Source organism: Pseudomonas moraviensis subsp. stanleyae (assembly GCF_036283065.1).
GTDB classification, from domain to species: domain Bacteria; phylum Pseudomonadota; class Gammaproteobacteria; order Pseudomonadales; family Pseudomonadaceae; genus Aquipseudomonas; species Aquipseudomonas stanleyae.
This window is the reverse complement of the sequence record NZ_JAADJI010000008.1, coordinates 216,611-239,857: the sequence shown is the minus strand read 5'-3', so window position 1 is coordinate 239,857 and position 23,247 is coordinate 216,611. Positions and strand designations below refer to the sequence as shown.

General features: G+C 60.8%; 24 protein-coding genes. 14 read left to right on the top strand and 10 right to left on the bottom strand.

All coding sequences use genetic code 11. From position 1 onward, the window contains the following. Positions 1-44: 44 nt before the first annotated feature. Genes GXB78_RS16425 through GXB78_RS16410 form a run of 4 tightly spaced genes read right to left on the bottom strand, consistent with a single transcriptional unit; the run spans position 45 to position 4,080 of the window. Entirely contained in the window at positions 45-1,079 is a 1,035-nt protein-coding gene (locus GXB78_RS16425; RefSeq protein ID WP_329516128.1) for an AbrB family transcriptional regulator, read from the bottom strand. After that, positions 1,072-2,586, bottom strand: coding sequence for a tripartite tricarboxylate transporter permease (locus GXB78_RS16420; protein ID WP_329516127.1), 1,515 nt, complete (start codon positions 2,584-2,586; stop codon positions 1,072-1,074). Before GXB78_RS16420 ends, GXB78_RS16425 begins: the two co-directional genes overlap by 8 nt. Before the next feature lies 1 nt (position 2,587). Continuing rightward, on the bottom strand, positions 2,588-3,046 hold the full coding sequence (locus GXB78_RS16415) for a tripartite tricarboxylate transporter TctB family protein (RefSeq protein ID WP_039760883.1): 459 nt from the start codon (positions 3,044-3,046) through the stop codon (positions 2,588-2,590). A 56-nt stretch (positions 3,047-3,102) separates the two neighbouring features. Next, a complete protein-coding gene (locus GXB78_RS16410) occupies positions 3,103-4,080 on the bottom strand; it encodes a Bug family tripartite tricarboxylate transporter substrate binding protein (protein WP_329516126.1) in 978 nt (325 codons plus the stop codon). Between the two features lie 449 nt (positions 4,081-4,529). Between GXB78_RS16410 and GXB78_RS16405 the strand changes: the two genes are divergently transcribed. Both GXB78_RS16405 and GXB78_RS16400 read left to right on the top strand, forming a co-directional pair. Beyond that, a complete protein-coding gene (locus tag GXB78_RS16405) occupies positions 4,530-5,201 on the top strand; it encodes a response regulator (protein ID WP_329516125.1) in 672 nt (223 codons plus the stop codon). Beyond that, entirely contained in the window at positions 5,194-6,579 is a 1,386-nt protein-coding gene (locus GXB78_RS16400) for a sensor histidine kinase (protein ID WP_329516124.1), read from the top strand. The genes GXB78_RS16405 and GXB78_RS16400 overlap by 8 nt, the downstream gene beginning before the upstream one ends. A 91-nt stretch (positions 6,580-6,670) precedes the next feature. Here the strand turns inward: GXB78_RS16400 and GXB78_RS16395 are convergent, their stop codons facing one another. Continuing rightward, positions 6,671-7,492: an HDOD domain-containing protein gene (locus GXB78_RS16395; RefSeq protein WP_329516123.1), complete on the bottom strand. Its 822-nt coding sequence runs from the start codon at positions 7,490-7,492 to the stop codon at positions 6,671-6,673. Between the two features lie 34 nt (positions 7,493-7,526). Next, positions 7,527-8,468 carry a CAF17-like 4Fe-4S cluster assembly/insertion protein YgfZ gene (ygfZ, locus tag GXB78_RS16390; protein WP_329516122.1) on the bottom strand — a complete coding sequence of 314 codons (942 nt, stop codon included), beginning with the start codon at positions 8,466-8,468 and terminating at the stop codon, positions 7,527-7,529. Between the two features lie 150 nt (positions 8,469-8,618). Between ygfZ and GXB78_RS16385 the strand changes: the two genes are divergently transcribed. After that, positions 8,619-8,873, top strand: coding sequence for an FAD assembly factor SdhE (locus tag GXB78_RS16385; protein ID WP_007911418.1), 255 nt, complete (start codon positions 8,619-8,621; stop codon positions 8,871-8,873). Continuing rightward, the gene (locus GXB78_RS16380; RefSeq protein ID WP_329516121.1) at positions 8,857-9,309 is read left to right on the top strand and encodes a protein YgfX; all 453 of its coding nucleotides are present in this window, start codon (positions 8,857-8,859) and stop codon (positions 9,307-9,309) included. The genes GXB78_RS16385 and GXB78_RS16380 overlap by 17 nt, the downstream gene beginning before the upstream one ends. On the opposite strand, the gene nadB is transcribed toward GXB78_RS16380, so the two are convergent. After that, positions 9,278-10,894, bottom strand: a complete 1,617-nt coding sequence (nadB, locus tag GXB78_RS16375; protein WP_329516120.1) for an L-aspartate oxidase — start codon at positions 10,892-10,894, stop codon at positions 9,278-9,280. The two genes, GXB78_RS16380 and nadB, sit on opposite strands and share 32 nt — an antisense overlap. A 556-nt stretch (positions 10,895-11,450) precedes the next feature. Here nadB and rpoE point away from each other — a divergent pair. The 4 genes from rpoE (at position 11,451) to GXB78_RS16355 (ending at position 15,266) form a co-directional block, all read left to right on the top strand. Further along, positions 11,451-12,032 carry an RNA polymerase sigma factor RpoE gene (gene rpoE / locus GXB78_RS16370; protein ID WP_003172477.1) on the top strand — a complete coding sequence of 194 codons (582 nt, stop codon included), beginning with the start codon at positions 11,451-11,453 and terminating at the stop codon, positions 12,030-12,032. A gap of 30 nt (positions 12,033-12,062) precedes the next feature. Continuing rightward, positions 12,063-12,650: a sigma-E factor negative regulatory protein gene (locus GXB78_RS16365; protein ID WP_008077804.1), complete on the top strand. Its 588-nt coding sequence runs from the start codon at positions 12,063-12,065 to the stop codon at positions 12,648-12,650. 8 nt (positions 12,651-12,658) lie between these two features. Further along, positions 12,659-13,624, top strand: coding sequence for a MucB/RseB C-terminal domain-containing protein (locus tag GXB78_RS16360; RefSeq protein ID WP_329516119.1), 966 nt, complete (start codon positions 12,659-12,661; stop codon positions 13,622-13,624). A gap of 208 nt (positions 13,625-13,832) precedes the next feature. Continuing rightward, positions 13,833-15,266, top strand: a complete 1,434-nt coding sequence (locus GXB78_RS16355) for a DegQ family serine endoprotease (protein WP_039760902.1) — start codon at positions 13,833-13,835, stop codon at positions 15,264-15,266. An 81-nt stretch (positions 15,267-15,347) separates the two neighbouring features. Here GXB78_RS16355 and GXB78_RS16350 read toward each other — a convergent pair whose 3' ends face one another. Beyond that, on the bottom strand, positions 15,348-16,781 hold the full coding sequence (locus GXB78_RS16350; protein ID WP_329516118.1) for a M48 family metalloprotease: 1,434 nt from the start codon (positions 16,779-16,781) through the stop codon (positions 15,348-15,350). A 98-nt stretch (positions 16,782-16,879) separates the two neighbouring features. Between GXB78_RS16350 and GXB78_RS16345 the strand changes: the two genes are divergently transcribed. Then, a complete protein-coding gene (locus tag GXB78_RS16345) occupies positions 16,880-17,119 on the top strand; it encodes a sulfurtransferase TusA family protein (protein WP_329516117.1) in 240 nt (79 codons plus the stop codon). A gap of 31 nt (positions 17,120-17,150) precedes the next feature. Continuing rightward, positions 17,151-18,221 (top strand): AI-2E family transporter, encoded by a 1,071-nt coding sequence (locus GXB78_RS16340; RefSeq protein ID WP_329516116.1) that lies wholly within the window; start codon positions 17,151-17,153, stop codon positions 18,219-18,221. A gap of 121 nt (positions 18,222-18,342) precedes the next feature. On the opposite strand, the gene GXB78_RS16335 is transcribed toward GXB78_RS16340, so the two are convergent. Next, positions 18,343-18,816 carry a peroxiredoxin gene (locus tag GXB78_RS16335; protein ID WP_329516115.1) on the bottom strand — a complete coding sequence of 158 codons (474 nt, stop codon included), beginning with the start codon at positions 18,814-18,816 and terminating at the stop codon, positions 18,343-18,345. A gap of 10 nt (positions 18,817-18,826) precedes the next feature. Continuing rightward, positions 18,827-19,387 carry a glycine cleavage system protein R gene (locus tag GXB78_RS16330; protein ID WP_024012001.1) on the bottom strand — a complete coding sequence of 187 codons (561 nt, stop codon included), beginning with the start codon at positions 19,385-19,387 and terminating at the stop codon, positions 18,827-18,829. Between the two features lie 328 nt (positions 19,388-19,715). Here GXB78_RS16330 and dapA point away from each other — a divergent pair, with 328 nt between their 5' ends. The 4 genes from dapA to purC are packed head-to-tail and all read left to right on the top strand — an operon-like array spanning position 19,716 to position 23,237. Continuing rightward, positions 19,716-20,594, top strand: coding sequence for a 4-hydroxy-tetrahydrodipicolinate synthase (gene dapA, locus GXB78_RS16325; protein ID WP_329516114.1), 879 nt, complete (start codon positions 19,716-19,718; stop codon positions 20,592-20,594). A gap of 17 nt (positions 20,595-20,611) precedes the next feature. Next, positions 20,612-21,727 carry an outer membrane protein assembly factor BamC gene (bamC, locus tag GXB78_RS16320; protein WP_329516113.1) on the top strand — a complete coding sequence of 372 codons (1,116 nt, stop codon included), beginning with the start codon at positions 20,612-20,614 and terminating at the stop codon, positions 21,725-21,727. 6 nt (positions 21,728-21,733) lie between these two features. Then, positions 21,734-22,495 (top strand): MBL fold metallo-hydrolase, encoded by a 762-nt coding sequence (locus tag GXB78_RS16315; protein ID WP_263470651.1) that lies wholly within the window; start codon positions 21,734-21,736, stop codon positions 22,493-22,495. 28 nt (positions 22,496-22,523) lie between these two features. Continuing rightward, positions 22,524-23,237 carry a phosphoribosylaminoimidazolesuccinocarboxamide synthase gene (gene purC, locus GXB78_RS16310; protein WP_016771262.1) on the top strand — a complete coding sequence of 238 codons (714 nt, stop codon included), beginning with the start codon at positions 22,524-22,526 and terminating at the stop codon, positions 23,235-23,237. Positions 23,238-23,247 lie beyond the last annotated feature (10 nt).

Sequence of the window (23,247 nt, the reverse complement as noted above, 5' to 3'; positions counted from 1 at the left end):
TGGGAGCGAGCCTGCTCGCGAAAAGGGCAACTCGGTTTTCAGTCTTACGCGGGATGACGATTCCAGTACCTGAACAACGGCTCTGCCAGAAACAGCACAAACAACAACCGCATCACCTGCATCGCCGTCACCAGTGGCACCGACAATTGCAGGGTCTCTGCCGTCAGGCTCATCTCGGCAATCCCCCCCGGCATCATGCCCAGGGTCAGCGAACGCAGATCCAGATGGGTCAACGCACTCAAGCCCAACGCCGCCAGTGACGCGATCAACATGGTCAGCGCCGTGCCGATCAACGTCCGCCCCATGAAGGACGGCGCGCGGCGGAAGAACTGCCGGTTGAAGTGACAGCCCAGGCCGCTGCCGATCAGCCACTGGCCGATCTGGCTGCCGCCGTTGGGCAAGCCGATGTGCAAATCCCAAGTGATGCTCACCGCTGCGCTGACCAGCAAAGGTCCGAACAGCCACGGATTGGGTTGGCGCAGACGCTGCCAGAGCCAGGCGAGCAGGGCGCCGGCTGGAAACAGAATCGCCAGCCAGCGCCAATCGACGCTGCCGGCATGTGAGATCGGCGTGCCTTCACCGAGCAGATACTTGAACGCCGCCGGCACGCACAACACCACCACCAGCACCCGCAGACTTTGCCCCGCCGCGACATGGCTGAGCAGTGCGCCATTGCGCGCGCCGAGGTTGACCATTTCCCCGGAACCACCGGGCATGCTGGAGAAAAACGCCGTGGCGCGATCCTCGCCGGTGCGGCGCATCAGCCACACGCCGACCACTGCCGACAGGCTGGTGACCAGCGCACCGAAGAAGATCAGACCGAAATGACTGAGCACCTGCTCCATCACCAGCGGGGTGAAGTGCAGGCCGATGCCGATGCCGACGATCCACTGGCCGCATTTGCGCCCGCCTGGGATTTCCGCCAGTTGCCAAGGGGTCAGGCAGCGCACGAGGATGATCGCCAGCAGCGAGCCGACCATCCACGGCAGCGGCCAGCCGATCTGGCTGGCGATGAAACCGCCAAGCAGACCGACCAGCGGGGTGCCCCACCAGGCTTTCAGGGACGAGCGATCAGACATCGGCGATAGCGCGACGAGCGACCGCGCGTTTGCGCCAGATGCGAATCAGCGGGAACAGCAGCATCAGCGCGGTCAGCACCCAGACACCGAAAGTGATCGGGCTCGACCAGAGGATTTCCAGTGCACCGTTGGAAATCGACAGCGCGCGACGCAGGTTCTGCTCCATCAGACCGCCGAGGATGAAGCCCAGCAATACCGGCGACAACGGGAAGTCGAGTTTGCGCAGGATGTAGCCGAAGATGCCGATGCCGACCATCAGGAACAGGTCGAAAGTGGTGGCGTGAACGGCGTAGACGCCGATCCCGGTGATGATCGCGATGACCGGCACCAGTGCCCAGTTCGGCACGGCGAGGATGCGCGTGAAGATGCGGATCATCGGGATATTGAGGATCACCAGCATGATGTTGGCGATGAACAACGACGCGATCAGGCCCCAGACGATATCCGGTTGTTGCTGGAACAGCAGCGGGCCTGGGGTGATGTTGTACAGCGACAGCGCGCCGATCATCACCGCCGTGGTGCCCGAACCCGGTACGCCCAGTGTCAGCATCGGCACCAGCGCGCCACAAGCCGAAGCGCCGATCGCGGTTTCCGGCGCCGCCAGGCCACGGGCATCGCCCTGACCGAACTTGCCGCTGGCCCCGGCGATGCGCTTCTCGGTCATGTAGGCCACAGCACTGGCCAGTGTCGCGCCGGCACCCGGCAATACGCCCATGATGAAACCGAGCAGGCCGCAACGAATGTTCACCACGAACACCGATGCCGCTTCCTTGAAGTTGAACATCATCCGCCCGGTCGCTTTCACCGCTTCCTGGCCGCGATGGGTTTTCTCCAGCAGCAAGAGGATTTCGCTGATCGAAAACAGGCCCAGCACCAGCACCACGAATTGAATGCCGTCGGTCAGGTGAATGTTGTCTCCGGTGAAGCGGTACACGCCGCTGTTGGCGTCGATGCCGACGCTGGACAGGAACAGACCGATCAACGCGGCAATAAACGTCTTCAACGGTCGATCTCCGGCCATGCCGCCGAGACAGACGATCGCAAACACCATCAACACGAAGTATTCCGCAGGTCCAAAGGCAATCGCCCACTTCGCCAGCAGCGGCGCAAACAAGACCATGCCGCAGGTCGCAATGAACGCGCCGATGAACGAACTCCACGCCGACAGCGACAACGCCACACCGGCCATGCCTTTGCGGGCCATCGGGTAGCCGTCCAGCGTGGTCATTACGGTGGAAGCTTCGCCGGGAATGTTCAGCAGAATCGAGCTGATCCGGCCGCCGTATTCGCAGCCCAGGTACACCGCTGCGAGCAGGATCAGCGCCGACTCCGGCGGCAGGCCGAGCGCGAACGCGATCGGGATCAGCAGCGCCACGCCGTTGATCGGACCGAGGCCCGGCAGCAGGCCGACGACGGTGCCGATCAAAGTGCCGGTCAGCGCCGTGACCAGGTTGTACGGGCTCAGCGCGACGCCGAAGCCTTGACCCAAATAACCGAGGGTATCCATATCAGTTCTCCAGCACGTCGAGCAGGCCAAGGGGCAGCGGGACTTCCATCACCCGATCGAACAACAGGTACAGACCAATGGCCATCAGCGTGGTGACGACGATGCTCGGCACCCAGCGCCCGCCGTACAGGCGCGCCATCGGAATGCCGATCACGATGCTGCTGAGGATGAAACCCAGTGGTTCGAAGAGGCCGGCGAACACCAGCAACAGCGCGACGCAGATTGCAATCTTGGTCAGGGTTTCGCGGTCCAGCGGCGGCTCGTCTTCGCTGTGTTTGATCGGCGCCGGGCGGAACACCATGTACAGCAGCGCCAGCCCCATCAGGCCGAGCATCAGCAGCGGGAAGGCGCGCGGGCCGACCGGTTCGTAGGAAAAAGCCGCCTGGTACGGCCACGCCATCAGTGCCAGACCGGCGCAAACCAGCAGCAACACCGAGGCGAATATGCGTTGAATAAGCATGAGAACTCCTGTGCCGCGCCCCCGAAGCGGGGAGCGCGGCCACTAGACAGAGACGATCACTGGATCAGGCCGAACTCTTTGGCCAGCACTTTGTAGTCGGCGACCTGCTTTTTCACGTAGGTGTCGAGTTCCGGGCCGGTCATGGCGAAGGGGAACAGTTCACGCTGATCGCGCAGGGTGGCGAACTCGTCGGAGGCCAGCAGTTTGTCGAACGCGTCTTTCCACCAGGCATAGTCTTCATCGGTGACTTTCGGCCCGAGGTAGAAGCCGCGCACCACCGGCCAGACGATGTCGTAGCCTTGCTCACGGGCGGTCGGGATGTCTTTCATTTCCGGCTCGTCGAGACGCTTGTCGGCGAACACCGCGAGCAGACGCATGTCACCGCTCTGGATGTGCGGCATGGAGTCGGAGATGTCGGTACTGCCGACCTGGATGTGACCGCCGAGCAGGGCGGTGGCGATCTCACCGCCGCCTTCGAGTGCCACGTAACGCAGTTCGCGCGGGTTGATCCCGGCGGCCTTGGCGATCAATGCAGTTTGCATCCAGTCCTGGCTGCCGACGGTGCCGCCGGAGCCAATGACCACCGAGCCTGGATCTTTCTTCAAGGCCTGAACGAGATCGTCGAGGGTCTTGTAGGGCGAATCGCTTTTCACCGCGATGGCGCCGTAGCTGGTGCCGACCGCCGCGAGCCAGCGCACGTTGGTTTCATCGAAACGACCGAACTTGCCCTGGGCCAGGTTCAGCAGCGAGCCGCTGGACCAGGCGACCAGTGTGCCGGCATCCGCCGGACGTTGCGCAACCACTGCGTTGTACGCCACCGCACCGACACCGCCGGGCATGTAGGTCACGCGCATCGGCTTGCTCAGCAGCTTCTGGTTGACCAGTGCGCTCTGCACCAGTTTGCACGTCAGGTCGAAACCACCGCCCGGGGAGGCGGGTGCGATGCATTCCGGACGTTTCGGCTCGGCCATGAGTTGGCCGGCAAACAGCATCGCGCCAGCGGCGAGCGCAACTTTACGCAGTGATAAGTTCATCTGAGTCTCCTTGGGAGTTGTTGTTATGGACGTGCAGAATTACCAAAGGGCAACGCTTTGCTCAGCAGCAGGCGCAGATATTCGCCGCGCGGACGCATTGACTGGAATATCGGAAGGAAGAACGGCGTGGCCCGTCACGGAAAAACCGGCGAGGGCGGGGTTGCAGCGCAGGGTCTCGGCCTGTGAAAAAGCCCGGTGTGCATGGGACGACATGCGGGTGTGCTCCGATTATTGTTCTTATTGGTCGAAAACGCTTCGTGGCGTTTTGCGTTGCGCTGTGTGGCAGCAGCGGCGACAGTCGAAACTGTCCGTGGGCCGACTCTAACCGGCTAACCTTTCAGCAACCTTTCAGTTGTCTTTCACGGTTTTCGGGCTTCACAGCGGCGGTTGCGGCTGTAAACTCCGCGGCAAAGCGCGGCGTCGGCCAACCCAGAACGAGGTAAAAATCCATGCGTGTCCTGCTCGTCGAAGACCATCTGCAATTGGCCGAAAGCGTGGCTCAGGCGCTCAAGAGCACTGGTCTGACCGTGGATGTGTTGCACGATGGCGTGGCCGCCGACCTGGCATTGAGCAGTGAGGAATACGCCGTGGTGATCCTCGATGTCGGCCTGCCGCGCCTGGATGGTTTCGAGGTACTGGCGCGGTTGCGTGCGCGCGGCAAGAATCTGCCAGTGCTGATGCTGACTGCGCGCAGTGACGTGAAGGACCGCGTGCATGGTCTCAATCTTGGCGCTGACGATTACCTGGCCAAGCCGTTCGAACTGACGGAACTGGAAGCACGGGTCAAAGCCTTGCTGCGCCGCAGTGTCCTCGGCGGCGAGCGTCAGCAGCGCTGTGGTGTGCTGGCCTATGACCTCGACACCCGGCGCTTCACTCTCGGCGAAGATTTGCTGACCCTGACCTCGCGCGAGCAAGCTGTCCTCGAAGCGCTGATCGCGCGGCCGGGAAGAGTGATGAGCAAAGAGCAACTCGCCGCTCAGGTATTCGGCCTCGACGAAGAAGCCAGCCCCGACGCCATCGAAATCTACGTGCACCGCTTGCGCAAGAAACTCGACGGCCAGCCCGTGGCGATCGTGACCTTCCGCGGCCTTGGCTATCTGCTGGAAAGCCGCGATGCGTAAGCCCAGCAGCCTGCGTTGGCGGTTGTTGTGGAACCTTGGATGGTTGCTGGTGGTGCTGATGCTCGCCAGTGGCTTGAGCGCTTACTGGAATGGTCGCGAAGCCGCCGACACCGCCTATGACCGCACGCTGCTGGCCTCGGCACGGACCATTGCTGCCGGGTTGTCGCAGCGCGATGGCAGCCTCAGCGCCGACGTGCCTTACGTGGCGCTCGATACCTTCGCCTACGACAGCGCCGGGCGCATTTATTATCAGGTCAACGACATCCACCAGAAGCTGATTTCCGGCTACGAAAACCTCCCCGGGCCACCGCCCGGCACGCCGCGCACCGACAGCTATCCGGCGCTCGCCCGCTTCTATAACGCCAAGTACAACGGCCAGAACGTACGCGTGGTCAGTCTGCTCAAAGCTGTGAGCGAGCCGAACATGAACGGCATGGCGGAAATCCGCGTGGCCGAAACCGACGAAGCGCGGGTGAGCATGGCGCGCAGTCTGGCGGCGGATACCTTGCTGCGCCTGGGCATGCTGGCCGTCGGTGCGTTGTTGCTGGTGTGGTTTGCGGTGAGCGCGGCGCTGCGCCCGCTGGAGCGCTTGCGCACCGCCGTCGAAGAGCGTCAGCCGGACGACTTGCGGCCTCTGCCGCTGGTGGAAGTCCAGCATGAGCTGGGGCCGTTGGTTCGCGCGCTCAACCATTTCACCGAGCGCCTGCGGGGCCAGTTCGAGCGCCAGGCGCAGTTCATCGCCGATGCCGCCCACGAATTGCGCACACCGTTGGCGGCGCTGAAAGCTCGGCTGGAATTGGGCCTGCGTTCAAACGAGCCGGAGACCTGGCGCACAACCCTCGAGTCATCCGCACAAAGCACCGATCGCCTGACCCATCTGGCCAATCAGTTGCTGTCGTTGGCCCGCGTCGAAAACGGTGCGCGGGCGATTGCCGAGGGCGGCGCGCAGCTGCTCGATCTGAGCCAATTGGCGCGCGAGCTGGGCATGGCCATGGCGCCTCTGGCGCACAAGCGCGGCGTAGCGCTGGCGCTGGAAGCCGATGAGCCGGTGTGGCTGCGCGGGGAACCGACGTTGCTCAACGAGCTGCTGAGCAATCTGGTCGACAATGCGCTGGCGCATACGCCGCCGGGCGGCAATGTGATTTTGCGAGTGACGGCACCGGCGGTGCTCGAGGTTGAGGACGACGGGCCGGGGATTCCGCTGGAAGAGCGCGATCGGGTTTTCGAACGGTTTTACCGGCGTAATCAGCAGGTCGCCGGATCAGGCCTGGGCCTGGCGATTGTCGGCGAGATCTGCCGGGCGCACCTGGCGCAGATCACCTTGCATGATGGCGAGCAGGCGGGGTTGAAGGTGCGGGTGAGTTTTATTGCTGGGTGATCCTCTTCGCGAGCAGGCTCGCTCACACATTGAAAATGCATTTTTCCTGTGGGAGCGAGCCTGCTCGCGAAAGCCGCGCCTCGGTCCCGGATCAGTAGAACATCGACCGCGACTCTTCCAGATCCGCGCAAAATTGCTTGTTCTCCGGATCAATCCCCAGCTTTCTGAACGCCGGTACGCTCAGCGGATCAATTCGCGCGTAGGGATGATCGGTGCCCTTGCGGCAATACAGATTCGCTACTTGCACCACATCGACGTAATCGATTCTGGCCGAATCGCGCTGAAAATCTTCATACAGCAACGGCAGTTGCACCAAGCGCTCGGGAAATTCCCAGACCCGCAGCAACTTCTCGCCCAGCAATGGGTGGATCTGCTCGATCACATGGGTCAGGCTGACCGCGTCCGAGAGCAGTTCATTGTGGTCTTCGGCGTAAGTCAGAATCGGCAACACACCAATCTGATGCACCAGCCCGCCGAGTGCCGCCTGATCCGGCTTGAGCTGGGTGTGGCGACGACACAGGGCATAGCTGACGCCGGCGATTTCCAGACTGCTGCGCCAGACTTCGCGCATCTTCTGTTCGACCACTTCGGAGCGGGCGTTGAAGATCTGCTCCATGACCAACCCGATCGCCAGGTTACTGCTGTAGTTGATGCCCAAACGGGTGATGGCGGTGTGCAGATCGGTGACTTCCTGCGCGGCGCGCAGCAGCGGGCTGTTGACCACTTTGATCAGGCGCGCCGACAGCGCGGTGTCGCGGCCGATGACTTTGCTCAGATCGCTGACGCTGATTTCCGGATCTTCGGCAGCCTTGCGAATCTGCAGGGCCACTTCCGGCAACGTTGGCAGAACCAGGTCATCGTTATCGATGGCCGCAACCAAATCCTGTTGGACCTTTTCCGCCAGTTCGCTCATTTGGACTCTCTAGGGTGTTGCAACAATGCTGCGATCAGCGCTGGATTTCGCGGTCGCGATCCAGTTCGTAAGGCAGGTCGAGCACGTGCAACGCGGGGCCTTCGAGGGCGCCCAGATGCAAATCACCGGCTTCGGCAGCTTCGGCCTGCAACACGGCCAGGAGTTCAATGTTTCCCTCGGCATTGGCCGCCAGCACCACTTCGCCGATCGAGCTGTTGTGGTTGGGGGCGAACAGTTGCGTGCCAGGCTCCGGCAACTCGGCCGCGTCGAGGCGCAAACGGTACAGGCGACGCTTGAGCTTGCCCAGGTACTGCATGCGCGCAACGATTTCCTGGCCGGTGTAGCAGCCTTTCTTGAAACTTACGCCGCCGACCGCCTGCAGATTGAGCATCTGCGGGATGAACAGCTCGCGGGTGCTTGGCATGACCTGACCGATACCGGCGCGGATCTGGCCCAGCAGCCATTGATTCAGTTCGGCCTCGGGCAGGGCGGTCGACAGTTGGCTTTGCACGCTTTGCGCCTGAGCGGCAGGCACCCAGAGTTCGGCACGGTCGGGCGAGACGCGAATTGCAATCAGGCCTTCATTGCGCACAACGCTGTCGGTTTCGGTTGGCAGTGCCAGACCGAGGCTGGTCAAGGCTGCGTCGCCACGCGCCAGACCAAAGCGCACCCAGGCGGCGCTTTCATCGGTCAGTTTCGATTTGGAGAACACCGCGTACTTTTTCAGGTCGGCCAGTTGTGGCTCGAGCAGCTCGCTGGCCATCGCCATCACCACACCGTCCCCTTCCAGCAGAATGCGGAAGCTCGACTGCATGCGGCCTTTCTGCGTGCAACGGGCGCCGAGGCTGGCGCGGGTGTCGCTCAGGTAATTGATATTGCAGGTCAACTGGCCTTGCAGGAATGTTCCGGCGTCCGCACCGCGAACCGCGAGTACGCCTTCATGAGACAGGGTGCAGAAAAAAGCAGAATCGGCCATGGGTCATCGCAGGGTAAATAGACTGGGGCACATCATAAGGGGGCAGGGTTGAAATGGGTAGTTGATAAAGGATCAAGGGTGCCCGACCAAAGCCGACTGTGCGGCCCGCGCCGGGGCTGTATACTGCCCGGCAAATTCGAGGAGGGCTCCATGGTCGAACAAGTTGAACTGAATCGCCTCTTTTGGCACAGCCGTCGCGGCATGCTTGAGCTGGACGTGTTGCTGGTGCCGTTCGTGCAGGAGGTCTACGCGACCTTGAATCAAGTGGATCGTGATCTGTACGTGCGTTTGCTGACCTGTGAGGATCAGGACATGTTCGGCTGGTTCATGGAGCGCAGCGAGTCGGAAGACCCTGAGCTGCAACGCATGGTCCGGATGATTCTGGATCGTGTTCAGCCCAAGTAATACGTTCGAATGCCGCTGGCATGCCTCACGGCAGTTGCTGGCGGCGTATCTGTTGGCCCAGGCGTTCGCCGTGGGTTCGTTATTTCTGTTGTCTGTTCCGCTCTGGGCCAGTCTGCCTGGTATTTTCGCTTGCGTGCTGCATGGCTTTTGGCTGGTGCCCCGGCAGATTCTGCTGAGCCATCCGCAGGCATTTTGCGGATTGCGGCGCGACGGCGATGGCTGGCAGGTGTGGAATCAGGCCAAAGGTTGGCAGGCTGCACAGTTGCGACCGGATAGCCTGGCGCTGCCGCTGATCGTGGTTCTGCGTTTTCGCTTGCGCGGGGAATGGCGGGTCAGATCGATCTGCGTGCCGCGGGACTCGCAGGCGGCGGATCTGCACCGACGCCTGCGAGTGCGGCTCAAGTTCAGCCGGCGTAGGTGGGCGGCACCAGAATAGTGTCGAGTGCTTCCGGCAGCAGGCCCGGGTAGTCGAGGGTGTAATGCAGGCCGCGGCTTTCCTTGCGTTCCATGGCTGAGCAGATCATCAATTCGGCGACTTGCGCCAGGTTGCGCAGCTCGATCAGGTCACGGCTGACTTTATAGTTGCTGTAAAACTCATCGATCTCGTCCAGCAGCAAGCGCACCCGATGTTGCGCCCGTTGCAGGCGCTTGTTGGTGCGCACGATGCCGACGTAATCCCACATGAAGCGGCGCAGTTCGTCCCAGTTATGCGCGATGATCACGTCTTCATCCGAGTCGGTGACCTGGCTGGCGTCCCAGACGGGCAGGGCGCTTGGCGCCGCAACATCATCGAGTTGCGCGAGAATGTCCGCCGCCGCCGAACGGGCGTAAACGAAGCATTCCAATAGCGAATTGCTGGCCATGCGGTTGGCGCCATGCAGGCCGGTAAAACTGGTCTCGCCGATGGCGTAGAGCCCGGGCACGTCGGTGCGACCGTGCTGGTCAACCATCACACCGCCACAGGTGTAGTGCGCGGCGGGGACCACCGGGATCGGTTGTCTGGTGATGTCGATGCCGAAGCCCAGGCAGCGCTCATACACAGTCGGGAAGTGACTTTTGACGAACGATTCAGGCTTGTGACTGATGTCGAGATACACGCAGTCGACGCCCAGACGCTTCATCTCATGGTCGATGGCCCGCGCGACAATGTCGCGAGGCGCCAGCTCGGCGCGTTTGTCGAAGCGGTACATGAAGCGCTCGCCATTGGGCAGTTTCAAATGCGCGCCTTCGCCACGCAACGCTTCAGTGATCAGGAAACTCTTGGCTTGCGGGTGATACAGGCAGGTCGGGTGGAACTGGTTGAATTCCAGATTGGCCACCCGGCAACCGGAACGCCAGGCCATGGCGATGCCGTCACCGCAGGCGCCGTCCGGGTTGCTGGTATAAAGGTAGACTTTGGCGGCTCCGCCCGAGGCGAGGATCACGAAGCGTGCGCCGTAAGTATCGACTTCGCCGGTGGCGCGGTTCAGCACGTAGGCGCCGAGGCAGCGATCGCCGTCCAGGCCCAGACGACGCTCGGTGATCAGATCGACGGCAACGCGCTGTTCCAGCAGTTCTATGTTCGCGCGCTCTTTGGCCTGGGCCAGCAAAGTCTTGAAGATCGCAGCGCCGGTGGCGTCGGCCGCGTGGATGATGCGCCGATGGCTGTGGCCGCCTTCGCGGGTCAGGTGAAATTCGAAACCGCCATCTTCGGTACCGGACTGTTCGTCACGGGTGAACGGCACGCCCTGGTCGATCAGCCACTGGATGGCTTCGCGGCTGTGCTCGACGGTGAAGCGCACCGCATCTTCGTGGCACAAACCGCCGCCAGCGTTGAGGGTGTCGTCGACGTGGGATTCGACAGTATCGGTATCGTCGAGCACCGCGGCGACGCCGCCCTGGGCCCAGAATGTCGAACCGTTGGCGAGATCGCCTTTGCTTAATACGGCGATGCGCAGATGACCGGGCAAGGTCAGCGCGAGAGTCAAACCGGCAGCACCGCTGCCAATCACCAGAACATCGTGTTGGAACTGTTGGCTCATTTCAGGATTCCGCTCAAAGCGACCCGGGAAGGGGTTGGCGCAAGACAGCTGGATCGGCGAGTCAAGACAGCCACACAGCCCACTAGTATATAGAGGGGTTGGACGGCACAATAGCCGGGCCCAGATGGCATTGTGAGACTACTGCACGGGAAAAAGCGCTGTGCTTCGTCGGAAGTTTTTTTGCCGGTTTCAGGGAAAGACACCTGTATCGGCGCTGAAACAGACTTTTCCGAGCAGGGTTGCGCAAGGTCAGGTGGGTGCGGCTATAAATAATTGGAACTTTTGCCAAAGGCCCAAGATCAATAGACGGTGCCAGAAACCAGGGACAGTGTCGGCTTCAATGCGGAATCTGCGGTTGGATTCCTGCCGGCGAAACCGATAACAAGATTATTCGCGCAGCCGGTTTATCCCGCGCTGCGTTTTTCGTGCGTGCCAAATCAGAGCCCGCAGGAAACTTGCTTGGAGGGGGAGAACTTTTGCGAAAAGCCCGAGTCTATGTTTGCAAGTCTGGTCGTTTAGTAATGCAAGTCTCCTCCGGGCTTATCGAGGAGTGTTCATGCTAACCCAGGAAGAGGATCAGCAGCTGGTCGAACGCGTTCAGCGTGGCGACAAGCGAGCTTTCGATCTGCTGGTGCTGAAATATCAGCACAAAATTCTCGGGTTGATCGTGCGTTTTGTGCACGACACCCATGAAGCCCAGGACGTTGCTCAGGAAGCCTTTATCAAGGCGTATCGGGCACTTGGAAATTTCCGCGGTGACAGTGCGTTTTATACGTGGCTGTACCGTATTGCCATTAACACGGCAAAGAACTACCTGGTTTCCCGCGGCCGTCGGCCGCCGGATAGCGATGTAAGTTCGGAGGATGCAGAGTTCTACGATGGCGATCACGGCCTCAAGGATCTCGAATCACCGGAACGTGCATTGCTGCGGGATGAGATCGAAGGCACTGTCCATCGGACCATCCAGCAACTGCCAGAGGATTTGCGTACGGCTTTAACTTTACGTGAATTCGATGGTCTGAGTTACGAGGACATTGCGAGCGTCATGCAGTGTCCGGTGGGTACCGTGCGCTCCCGGATTTTCCGCGCTCGGGAGGCCATCGATAAAGCCCTGCAACCGTTGTTGCAGGAAAACTGAGACAGCGGCGACAGCCAAGAGAGGAACGCCATGAGTCGTGAAGCCCTGCAGGAATCGCTGTCCGCAGTGATGGATAACGAAGCGGACGAACTGGAATTGCGTCGAGTGCTCAGCGCACTGGATGATGTTGATACCCGTGAGACCTGGGCTCGTTACCAGATCGCTCGGGCAGCCATGCACAAGGATCTGCTGCTTCCGCGTCTGGATATCGCTGCGGCAGTGTCCGCTGCGCTGGAAGACGAAACGGCTCCGGCCAAAGTATCCCGCAGCCCATGGCGTAACCTGGGTCGCCTCGCTGTTGCCGCTTCGGTAACCGTGGCCGTTCTGGCCGGTGTTCGCCTGTACAACCAGGACGAAATCGCTGGTGTTGAACTGGCTCAGCAGTCGAATCAGCCTACTTTGGCCACTCCACAGGTTAAGGGTCCGGCAGTTCTGGCTGGCTACAGCGAAAGCTCGGAAGCGACTGGCCCTATGGCTAACGGCGTTCTGCAAGGTCAGCCAGGCTGGCATGATCAGCGTCTGCCAGGCTATCTGCGCCAGCACGCTCAGCAGGCTGCACTCAAGGGAACTGAAAGCGCGCTGCCATACGCACGTGCCGCAAGCCTGGAAAACCGTTAAGGAGGATCATGCGCGCCATCCCTCTACTTTCGCTTCTGCTCAGTGGCTGGTTCATTGTTCCAGCCCACGCTGATGAGGCCCAGGACTGGTTGACCCGTCTGGGCCAGGCCGAGCAGCAGCAAAGCTTCCACGGCACTTTCGTTTACGAGCGCAACGGCAGTTTTTCCACGCACAACATCTGGCATCGCGTCCAGAATGGTCAGGTCCGCGAGCGGTTGTTACAGCTCGACGGCTCGGCTCAGGAAGTCGTGCGCATTGATGGACGGACTCAATGCGTCAGCGGCACCCTGATTGCGGGATTGGGTGATTCACCCAACGCTGCTCCCCGCGCGCTGGATCCCAAAAAGCTGAAGAGTTGGTATGACCTTGCTGTCATTGGCAAGTCGCGCGTGGCTGGCCGCGAGGCGGTGATCGTGTCGTTGACCCCTCGTGATCAGCACCGTTACGGTTTCGAGCTGCATCTGGACAGGAAAACCGGGCTGCCGCTCAAGTCGTTGCTGTTGAACGATAAAGGGCAGTTGCTCGAGCGTTTCCAGTTCACCAGCCTCGACACCGATGAAATCCCTACTGACAAGGAATTGCTGGCAGACGCCGATTGCAAGCCGATAAACATCGCCAGCGACAAGGCTTCTGCAGCGAAGACCGTGCAGAACTGGCATTCGGACTGGCTGCCGCCAGGCTTCGAACTGACCAGCAGCAGTTCGCACAAGGATGCGCAAACCAAGACCCAGGTCAGCAGCCTGATGTATGACGATGGTCTGGCGCGTTTCTCCGTATTTCTTGAGCCGTTGAACGGTGCAACCGTCACCGACACCCGCACCCAGTTAGGCCCGACCGTCGCGGTATCCCGTCGCCTGACCACGCCGCAAGGTGAAATGATGGTCACGGTGGTCGGCGAAATTCCGATTGGCACCGCCGAACGAATCGCTCTATCGATGCGTAACAACGATGGCGCTGCGACCAGCAAGCAGTGAGCTGATTTCAGTCATTTCCACCTCGTCGTCGAGACGTCGAAATGTTTGCTGAGCAATTTCATTTGCAAAACCCCTGAAAATTTTTTATAGGTCAGAGCCTCACGGCTCTGGCCTTGTTTGTTGTTCCCGGAACAAAAATGCCGGTCTGTGGTTTCCGGTGTTCCTTTGCTCCATATCGCTTAACCCTGCTCGTCGTAACGGGAGCTGTATGTCGATACCAAGTTTGAAGTCTTACCTTTCCATCTTCGCCACCGTGCTGTTGCTCGGTCAGGCGGTCCCTGCTGCGCAAGCGGCCGATCTGCCTGATTTCACCCAGTTGGTCGAACAAGCGTCGCCCGCGGTGGTGAACATCAGTACCACGCAGAAACTGCCGGACCGTCGCGTCAATCAGCAGATGCCGGATCTGGAAGGCCTGCCACCGATGTTGCGCGAGTTCTTCGAGCGCGGCATGCCGCCTCAGCAGCGCTCGCCGCGTGGAGACGGCCGCCAGCGTGAAGCGCAATCGCTGGGCTCGGGATTCATCATTTCGCCGGATGGCTACATCCTCACCAACAACCACGTGATCGCCGATGCCGACGAAATCCTTGTCCGTCTGGCTGACCGCAGTGAGATGAAAGCCAAGCTGGTCGGTACCGATCCACGTTCCGACGTGGCATTGCTGAAAATCGAAGGCAAGGATCTGCCGGTGCTCAAGCTCGGCAAATCCCAGGACCTGAAGGCTGGCCAATGGGTCGTCGCGATCGGTTCGCCATTCGGCTTTGACCACACCGTGACCCAAGGCATCGTCAGCGCCGTCGGTCGCAGCCTGCCGAACGAAAACTATGTGCCGTTCATTCAGACCGACGTGCCGATCAACCCGGGGAACTCCGGTGGTCCGCTGTTCAACCTGAACGGTGAAGTGGTCGGCATCAACTCGCAGATCTACACCCGCTCCGGCGGCTTCATGGGTGTGTCGTTCGCCATCCCGATTGACGTGGCGATGGATGTTTCCAACCAGCTCAAGAGCGGTGGCAAAGTCAGCCGTGGCTGGCTGGGCGTGGTCATTCAGGAAGTGAACAAGGACCTGGCCGAGTCGTTCGGTCTGGACAAACCGGCCGGCGCCCTCGTTGCGCAGATCCAGGATGACGGCCCTGCGGCCAAGGGCGGCCTGCAAGTGGGCGACGTGATCCTGAGCATGAACGGTCAGCCGATCGTTATGTCCGCTGACCTTCCGCATCTGGTCGGCGCGCTGAAGGCTGGCGCCAAAGCCAATCTGGAAGTGATTCGTGAAGGCAAGCGCAAGAATGTCGAGCTGACCGTCGGCGCGATCCCGGACGAAGACAAAGAGCTCGACGCGCTGCCGAAATCCGGCGCTGAAAGCAGCAGCAACCGCCTCGGTGTTGCGGTCGGCGAATTGACCGCCGAGCAGAAGAAAACCTACGACCTCAAAGGTGGTGTGGTGATCAAGGAAGTGCAGGATGGTCCTGCAGCCCTGATCGGTCTGCAGCCGGGTGACGTGATCACGCACCTGAACAACCAGGCTATCGGTTCGGCCAAGGAGTTCACCGACATCGCCAAGGCGTTGCCGAAGAACCGTTCGGTTTCGATGCGCGTCCTGCGTCAGGGCCGTGCCAGCTTCATCACCTTCAAACTGGCTGAATAAGCCAGCAACAAGGTAAAAAGAAACCGCCTCGAAAGAGGCGGTTTTTTTGTGTCTGCAGCTTTCGTCTTTGTCGGGAAAGACTCAGCCCATCATGTCCTTGACCATGCGCTCCTGCTCCATCAGCTCGCGCTGACGGGCATCGATGCGCGAGGACAGCGGGAAGTTGCTGCCGGCCTTGCGCTTGGCAAAATCCAGCTGCTGAATGGCCTGACGGTAATCGCCGACCAGTGCAAAGTACTCGGCGCGCGCCTGATGCAGGCCGATGATGTTGCCCGACAAACCGCGGGTTTCGGCAACCTGATACCAGACGTCCGGATCATCCGGGCGGGACTTGAGCAGGCTGTCCAGTGCCTTCTCGGCATCGGCGGCGCGATTCTGTTTCAACAGCAGATCGACCCTCACCTGGTTCAGCGGATAGTTGCCCGGGTACTGCGAGAGCATGCGATCGACCCGTGATTGCGCATCGGGCAGGCGATTGTTGGTGATGTCCAGGTCGACCTGAGCGAGGTTATAGATGATCTCGTTGGGTGACTTGGCCAACAATTGCTTGAGGTTCTCGCGGGCTTCGTTGAGCTGGCCGCCCTTGATCTGCGCGATGGCGAGACCGTAACGCGCGACATCGTTTTTCGGATTCTCGTCGAGCAGGGCGCGGAAACGCTTGGCGCCCAGCCCCGGGGTTTCCTCGTAGATCAACTGCACCCGCGCGCGGATCAATTGATAGCGCATGCTGTCTTCGATGCCGCCGGGTTTCGCCTGTTCGGCGCGGTTGCGGGTGTCGGCGATACGCGATTCGGTAACCGGGTGAGTCAGGAGGAATTCCGGCGGCTTGGCGTCGAAGCGATACTGGCGCATCAGGCGTTCAAACATGGTCGGCATCGAGCGCGGATCGTAACCGGCCTTTTCCAGATTGAGGATGCCGATGCGGTCGGCTTCCTGTTCGTTCTGCCGCGAGAAGCGTCGTTGCTCCTGCAATGCCGCGGCCTGGGTGCCGGCGATGGTGGCGATGCCGGCATCACCGCCACCTGCCGCCGCAATGACGATACCTGCCAGCAACGCAGCCATCATCGGCACCTGCATGCGTTGTGACGCTTCGACGCCTCGAGCGAAGTGGCGTTGCGACAAGTGCGCCAGTTCGTGGGCGAGCACTGAGGCGTATTCACCTTCAGTCTGGGCGTTGAGGAACAGACCGCCGTTGACCCCGACCACGCCGCCCGGTGCTGCGAAGGCGTTGAGTTGCGGGCTGTTGATCAGGATGAATTCCAGGCGTCGGTCGGAAACCTGACTGGTCTCGACCAACTTGTACACACTGGACTCGACGTAATCCTTGAGTTGCGGATCGTTGAGCTGGGAAACCTGGCTGCGCAGCATGGCCAGCCAGGCGCGGCCGAGCTGGTATTCCTGTTGCGGTGAGACGATGGCAGAACTGGCGTCGCCGAGTGACGGCAGATCGTCGGCAAAGCCTGGTGAGGCGAGCAGGCAAGCGAGCGTCAGCAGGGTAGGGCGCAAAAAAGTCATGCACAAAGCCTTGGAGGACAAAGACCTTACTGTAGCCGGACACCGAAGCCCCGACCAGATATTCTAGGCAGCTCGACAACCGCAACCGGAGTGACGCAATGACCGACGCTGTAGCCCATGACGTGGAACTGGACGCCAGTGGCCTGAACTGTCCGTTGCCGTTGCTCAAGGCGAAAATGGAACTCAATAAACTGTCCAGCGGCGCTGTGCTCAAGGTGATCGCCACCGATGCCGGCTCGCAACGCGACTTCCGTACCTTTGCCAGGCTGGCGGGTCACGCGCTGTTGCGCGAAGAAGAAGAGGCTGGGGTCTACCGTTACTGGTTGAAAAAAGCCTGAAGCGCCGCGCTTAAAATCGAAGGGATTATTGATGTTCAAAGTGTTACGCGACTGGATTCAGCGTTACTTCTCCGACGAAGAAGCCGTGGTGCTGGCAGTGCTGCTGTTTCTCGCCTTCACCGCCGTGCTTACCCTCGGCGGCATGCTTGCGCCGGTATTGGCGGGGATGGTGCTGGCGTATCTGATGCAAGGCCTGGTGGTCACGCTCGAGCGGCTGCGCGTGCCCGGCGGCGTGGCGGTGGGGCTGGTGTTTGCCGTGTTCATGGGCGCGCTGATGCTGTTCATCGTCGTGGTCCTGCCGCTGCTATGGCATCAATTGATCACGCTGTTCAACGAACTGCCGGGCATGCTTGCCAAGTGGCAGTCGTTGCTGCTTCTATTGCCGGAGCGCTATCCGCATCTGGTGTCCGATGAGCAAGTCTTGCAAGCGATCGAAGCGGCGCGGGGCGAGATCGGCAAGTTCGGCCAGTGGGCGCTGACGTTTTCGCTGTCGAGTTTGCCGCTGCTGGTGAACATCATGATCTACCTGGTGCTGGTGCCGATTCTGGTGTTTTTCTTTCTCAAGGATCGGGCGATGATCGGCGAATGGGTGCGCGGCTATCTGCCCCGCGAGCGCGCGCTGATCACCCGCGTCGCCCAGGAAATGAACCGGCAGATCGCCAATTACATCCGTGGCAAAGGCATCGAGATCGTGATTTGCGGCGGCGTGACTTACATAGCCTTCATCGCCCTGGGCCTGAACTATGCGGCGCTGTTGGCGTTGTTGGTCGGTTTGTCGGTGGTGGTGCCGTATGTCGGCGCCGTAGTGGTGACCGTGCCGGTGCTGCTGATTGCGCTGTTCCAGTGGGGCTGGAGCGATCAGTTCATCTATCTGATGGCGGTCTACGGGATCATTCAGACGCTGGATGGCAACGTGCTGGTGCCGCTGTTGTTTTCGGAAGCGGTGAATTTGCATCCGGTAGCAATCATCTGCGCGGTGTTGTTGTTTGGCGGATTGTGGGGATTCTGGGGCGTGTTCTTTGCGATCCCGCTGGCGACGCTGTTCAAGGCTGTGCTGGATGCGTGGCCGCGCAAGGAGCCGGTGGTGGCGCCGTTGCTTTAGCGGTTGATTCGGATTTTGCAGAGAGGCTATTCGCGAGCGGGCTCGCTCCCACAGTTGATTGCATTCCAACTGTGGGAGCGAGCCTGCTCGCGAATGCGTCTTCAAAGACGCAACAGAAACATCAGGCTTTATTCAGAGCTTCAGCCGCCGCCAGCACGGCATCAACATGCCCCGGCACCTTCACCCCACGCCATTCCTGACGCAGCACTCCGTCCTTGTCAATCAGGAACGTGCTGCGATCGACGCCCAGGTATTCCTTGCCATACAGCTTCTTCAGCTTGATCACGTCGAACAGTTGGCAAACCGCCTCGTCCTTGTCGCTGATCAGCTCGAACGGAAACTCCTGCTTGCCCTTGAAGTTTTCATGCGACTTCAAACTGTCGCGGGAAATGCCGAAGACTTCGGTGTTGGCAGCCTTGAAAGCCGCATATTGGTTACGAAAGCCCTGGCCTTGAGTGGTGCAGCCCGGGGTGCTGTCCTTCGGGTAGAAATAGATCACCACTTGCTTGCCCTTGAGTTCGGACAGGCTGACGGTCTGCCCGCTGGTCGCAGGCGCGGTGAAGTCCGCAACCGGTTGGTCGATGACAACGGCCATGAAGGCTTCCTTACATTGGATTTTGTGGGCGCCAAGGCTCGATCAGGGCATCCAGGTTCATCGCATCGGCGAAGTCGAGGAACTGATCGCGCAGCCAGCTGATCTGGGTGTTGGCCGGCAGGGTCACGGTGAACGTGGCGTTGAGCATGGTGCCGCCAGTCTGGGGGGCCTGGTAGGTGTCGCAGGTGAGGTTTTCCAGTTCGACGTTGTGGTCCATGAAGAACTGGCACAGCTCATTGATGATGTCCGGGCGATACGCCGAGCTGACGTAAGCCACGTAAGGCAGGGCCTGCGGGCGATTTTCCAGGGCCGCGCTGCGCACCACGTTGACGGTGAACGCATGACGCTTGGCCAGCAACGGCAGGCTGCCCTCAAGGCGTGCGAGGGCGTCCCAGCTACCGGAAACTTCCAGCACCAGGGCGCTGCACTCGCCGTGGCGGGTCAGGCGGGAGGTGACGACGGCGCAGCGGTTTTCATGGCTGGCGCGGCACAGGACGTTGGTCAGCTCCATGGGGTTGGCGCCGAGGGCACTGATGACAAGGAATTGTTCGCGAACTGTGGGGGTGGACATGCAGCATTCCTAAAGCGATGAGCGGTCGGTAGGTCGACGGGCGTTGGCGACCGGGAGTGCCTGTTCTGGCGATCCGTATAGAGAGCCCCGGCCGGCGCTCGCGGCTCGCTCCACTGTGCGGGAGCGCGTCGATGCGACGCAGGAACGGGGCCTGGGAGGCCGAAAAGGGAGGCTGAAACCCGGCGTACAAGCTGATCTGTACCGATCAAAGTCTGAAGGGTAGCGAAAAGCGGCGCCAAGGGGAATGGCGGCGGCGCAGTACTTCGCTTGTGCAAGCATCTTGGCGCCAGTACCATTACCGCTCTCTTTTTCCGGCAGGAGCGGTTTCATGATTGCGGGCAGTATGGTGGCACTGGTCACTCCCATGGATGCACAAGGGCGTCTTGACTGGGACAGCCTCAGCAAACTCGTGGACTTCCACCTCAAGAACGGCACTCACGCCATCGTCGCCGTCGGTACTACCGGCGAGTCGGCCACCCTTGATGTAGAAGAGCACATCGCCGTCATCAAAGCCGTGGTCAAACAGGTTGCCGGGCGCATTCCGGTCATCGCCGGCACTGGCGCCAATTCGACCCGCGAAGCCGTCGAGCTGACCCGCAATGCCAAGGCCGCCGGCGCCGATGCCTGCCTGCTGGTGGTTCCTTATTACAACAAGCCGACCCAGGAAGGTCTGTACCAGCACTTCAAGCACATCGCTGAAGCGGTCGACATTCCGCAGATTCTCTACAACGTTCCCGGCCGCACCTCCTGCGACATGCAGGCCGAGACCGTGATTCGCCTGTCCACCGTGCCGAACATCATCGGCATCAAGGAAGCCACCGGCGACCTGCAACGCGCCAAGGCGATCATCGATGGCGTGAGCAAGGATTTCATCGTGCTGTCCGGCGATGATCCGACCGCAGTCGAGCTGATCCTGCTGGGCGGCAAAGGCAACATCTCGGTCACCGCCAACGTCGCCCCGCGCGAAATGGCTGACCTGTGCGAGGCGGCGCTCAAAGGCGACGCCGACACCGCACGCGCAATCAACGAAAAACTGATGCCGCTGCACAAGGACCTGTTCATCGAAGCCAACCCGATTCCGGTGAAGTGGGCTTTGGTCGAAATGGGTCTGATGCACGAAGGCATCCGCCTGCCACTGACCTGGCTGAGCACCCCTTGTCATGAAACGCTGCGCTCGGCCCTGCGCCAGTGCAGCGTCCTGGTTTAATTGAGGAAGTACAACGCATGAAGCGAATGGCCGGACTTTCCGCACTTGCCTTGATTATCTCCAGCACCAGTGGCTGCGGATGGGTCTGGGGGCCGGAAGGTTATTTCCGCGACCGTGGAAGCGATTACCTGCAAGCGCAACAGACTGCACCGATGCAATTGCCACCGGATGTGAGCACTGCCAAGCGTCTCGATCCGCTGTTGCCGATCCCGCGCAACGTGGCCGACGACACCGCGACGGGTGAATACGTTGTTCCGCGTCCTCAGCCGCTTTCGGCGGTTGCCGATGCCACTGACTACTCGCTGCAGAAGAGCGGTGATTCGCGTTGGGTCGTGGCCCAGCACCCACCGGCCGAAGTCTGGCCAGTGGCGGTGCAGTTCTTCATGGACAACGGTTTCCGTCTGGATGAACAGCGTCCGCAGACCGGTGAATTCACCACCACCTGGCAGCACTCCGACGAGCTGTCCGCTTCGATGGCCAAGCGCCTGAGTGCGGCCGGTATCGCCAGCGACAGCGAAACCCGCGTGCGTGTGCGGATCGAGCCCGGCGTGCAGCGCAACACCAGTGAAATCTACGTGGTCAGCGCCGAGCGTCCTGCCGGCAGCACGGCCGACGTGGCTTTCACCAACCGTTCGGTCAACACAGGCCTGGACGCTGCGCTGGTCGACGACATGCTCGCGAGTATGAGCCGCATTTCCGAGAAGGGCGGTTCGGTGTCGATGCTGGCCTCGCGTGATTTCGATGCGCCGAGCCGCGTCAGCCTCAGCGAAGACGGCAGCGGCAACCCGGTGTTGAACGTCGGTACCGATCTGGACCGCGCCTGGTCGAGCGTCGGCCGTGCGCTGGAACAGGGCGAATGGCGCGTTGAAGACATCAACCGCAGCCTGGGCCTGTACTACATCAACCTGGCCGAAAAAGCCGAGAAGAAGGACGACAAGCCTGGCTTCTTCAGCGGTTTGTTCGGCAGCGCGCCGAGCAAGGAAGAAGTCGAAGCCCGTGCCGAGCGTTATCAGGTTCGCCTGAGCAAGGTTGGCGAGAACATCCAGGTCACAGTCGAAAAGAACATCAACACCGTCGCGCCGGCCGATGTCGCGCGTAAAGTGTTGAGCGTGATTCAGGACAACCTGGGCTGATCCGATATGCGTTTTGCCGTTCTCGGCAGCGGTAGCCAAGGGAACGGCACGCTGATCGCCAGTGCTGATACGTACGTGCTGGTGGATTGTGGTTTTTCCCTGCGGGAAACCGAAAGACGCCTGTTGCGCCTGGGTGTGCACCCGGCGCAACTGAGCGCGATACTTGTGACCCACGAACATGCCGACCACGTGCATGGCGTGGGTTTGCTGTCTCGGCGCTACAATCTGCCGGTCTACCTCAGTCGCGGCACGCTGCGCGGGATGCGCAAACCGCTGGAACCGGCAGGCTTTCTGGCCGGCGGCGAGCAGCTGCAGATCGGCGCACTGAACGTCGGGGTCATTGCCGTGGCCCATGACGCGCAGGAACCGACCCAGTACGTCTTCAGCGATCAGGATCAGCGGCGCTTCGGCCTGTTGACCGACCTGGGTTCGTTCTGCGAGCGGGTGCTGGATGGTTATCGGGATCTCGATGCATTGATGATCGAGTCCAACCATTGCCGCGACATGCTGGCCCGTGGTCATTACCCGTACTTTCTCAAGCAGCGGGTGGGCGGCGAACGCGGACATCTGAACAACCATCAGGCGGCATTCCTGGTGGCCGAGTTGGGCTGGCAGGGCTTGCAACACCTGGTACTGGCCCATCTGAGCAGCAAGAACAACCTGCCGCAGCTGGCCCGGCAATGTTTTGTCGACACCCTCGGGTGCGACCCGGACTGGCTGCAACTGGCCGATCAAGATTCAGGGCTCGACTGGCGCCACATCGCCTAGCCCACCTACTTAGCAAGCGGAGCCCATCATGGAAAAACGTGAAGAACTCTACCGCGGCAAAGCCAAATCGGTTTACAAGACCGACGACGCTGACCGCTTGATCCTGCTGTTTCGCAACGACACTTCGGCGTTCGACGGCAAGCGCATCGAACAGCTTGATCGCAAAGGTATGGTGAACAACAAGTTCAATGCCTTCATCATGCAGAAACTCGAAGCGGCCGGCGTGCCGACCCAGTTCGACAAACTGCTGGGCGACAACGAATGCCTGGTGAAGAAGCTCGACATGATCCCGGTCGAATGCGTCGTGCGTAACTACGCCGCCGGCAGCCTGGTCAAGCGTCTGGGCGTCGAGGAGGGCATGAAGCTCAACCCGTACACCTTCGAACTATTCTTGAAGGACGACGCCAAGGGCGACCCGTTCATCAACGAGTCCCACGTCGTGGCGTTCGGTTGGGGTACCGCCGAGCAACTGGCGCGCATGAAGGAACTGTCGCTCAAGGTCAACGAAGTCCTGAGCAAACTGTTCGACGACGCCGGCCTGCTGCTGGTCGATTTCAAGCTTGAATTCGGTGTGTTCAGCGACGGTTCCATCGTCCTCGGCGACGAGTTCAGCCCGGACGGCTGCCGTCTGTGGGACAAGGACACCAAGAAGAAGATGGACAAGGACCGCTTCCGCCAGGGCCTCGGTGACGTCATCGAAGCCTACGAAGAAGTCGCCGCTCGTCTGGGCGTACCGCTTTAATCGACGCAAG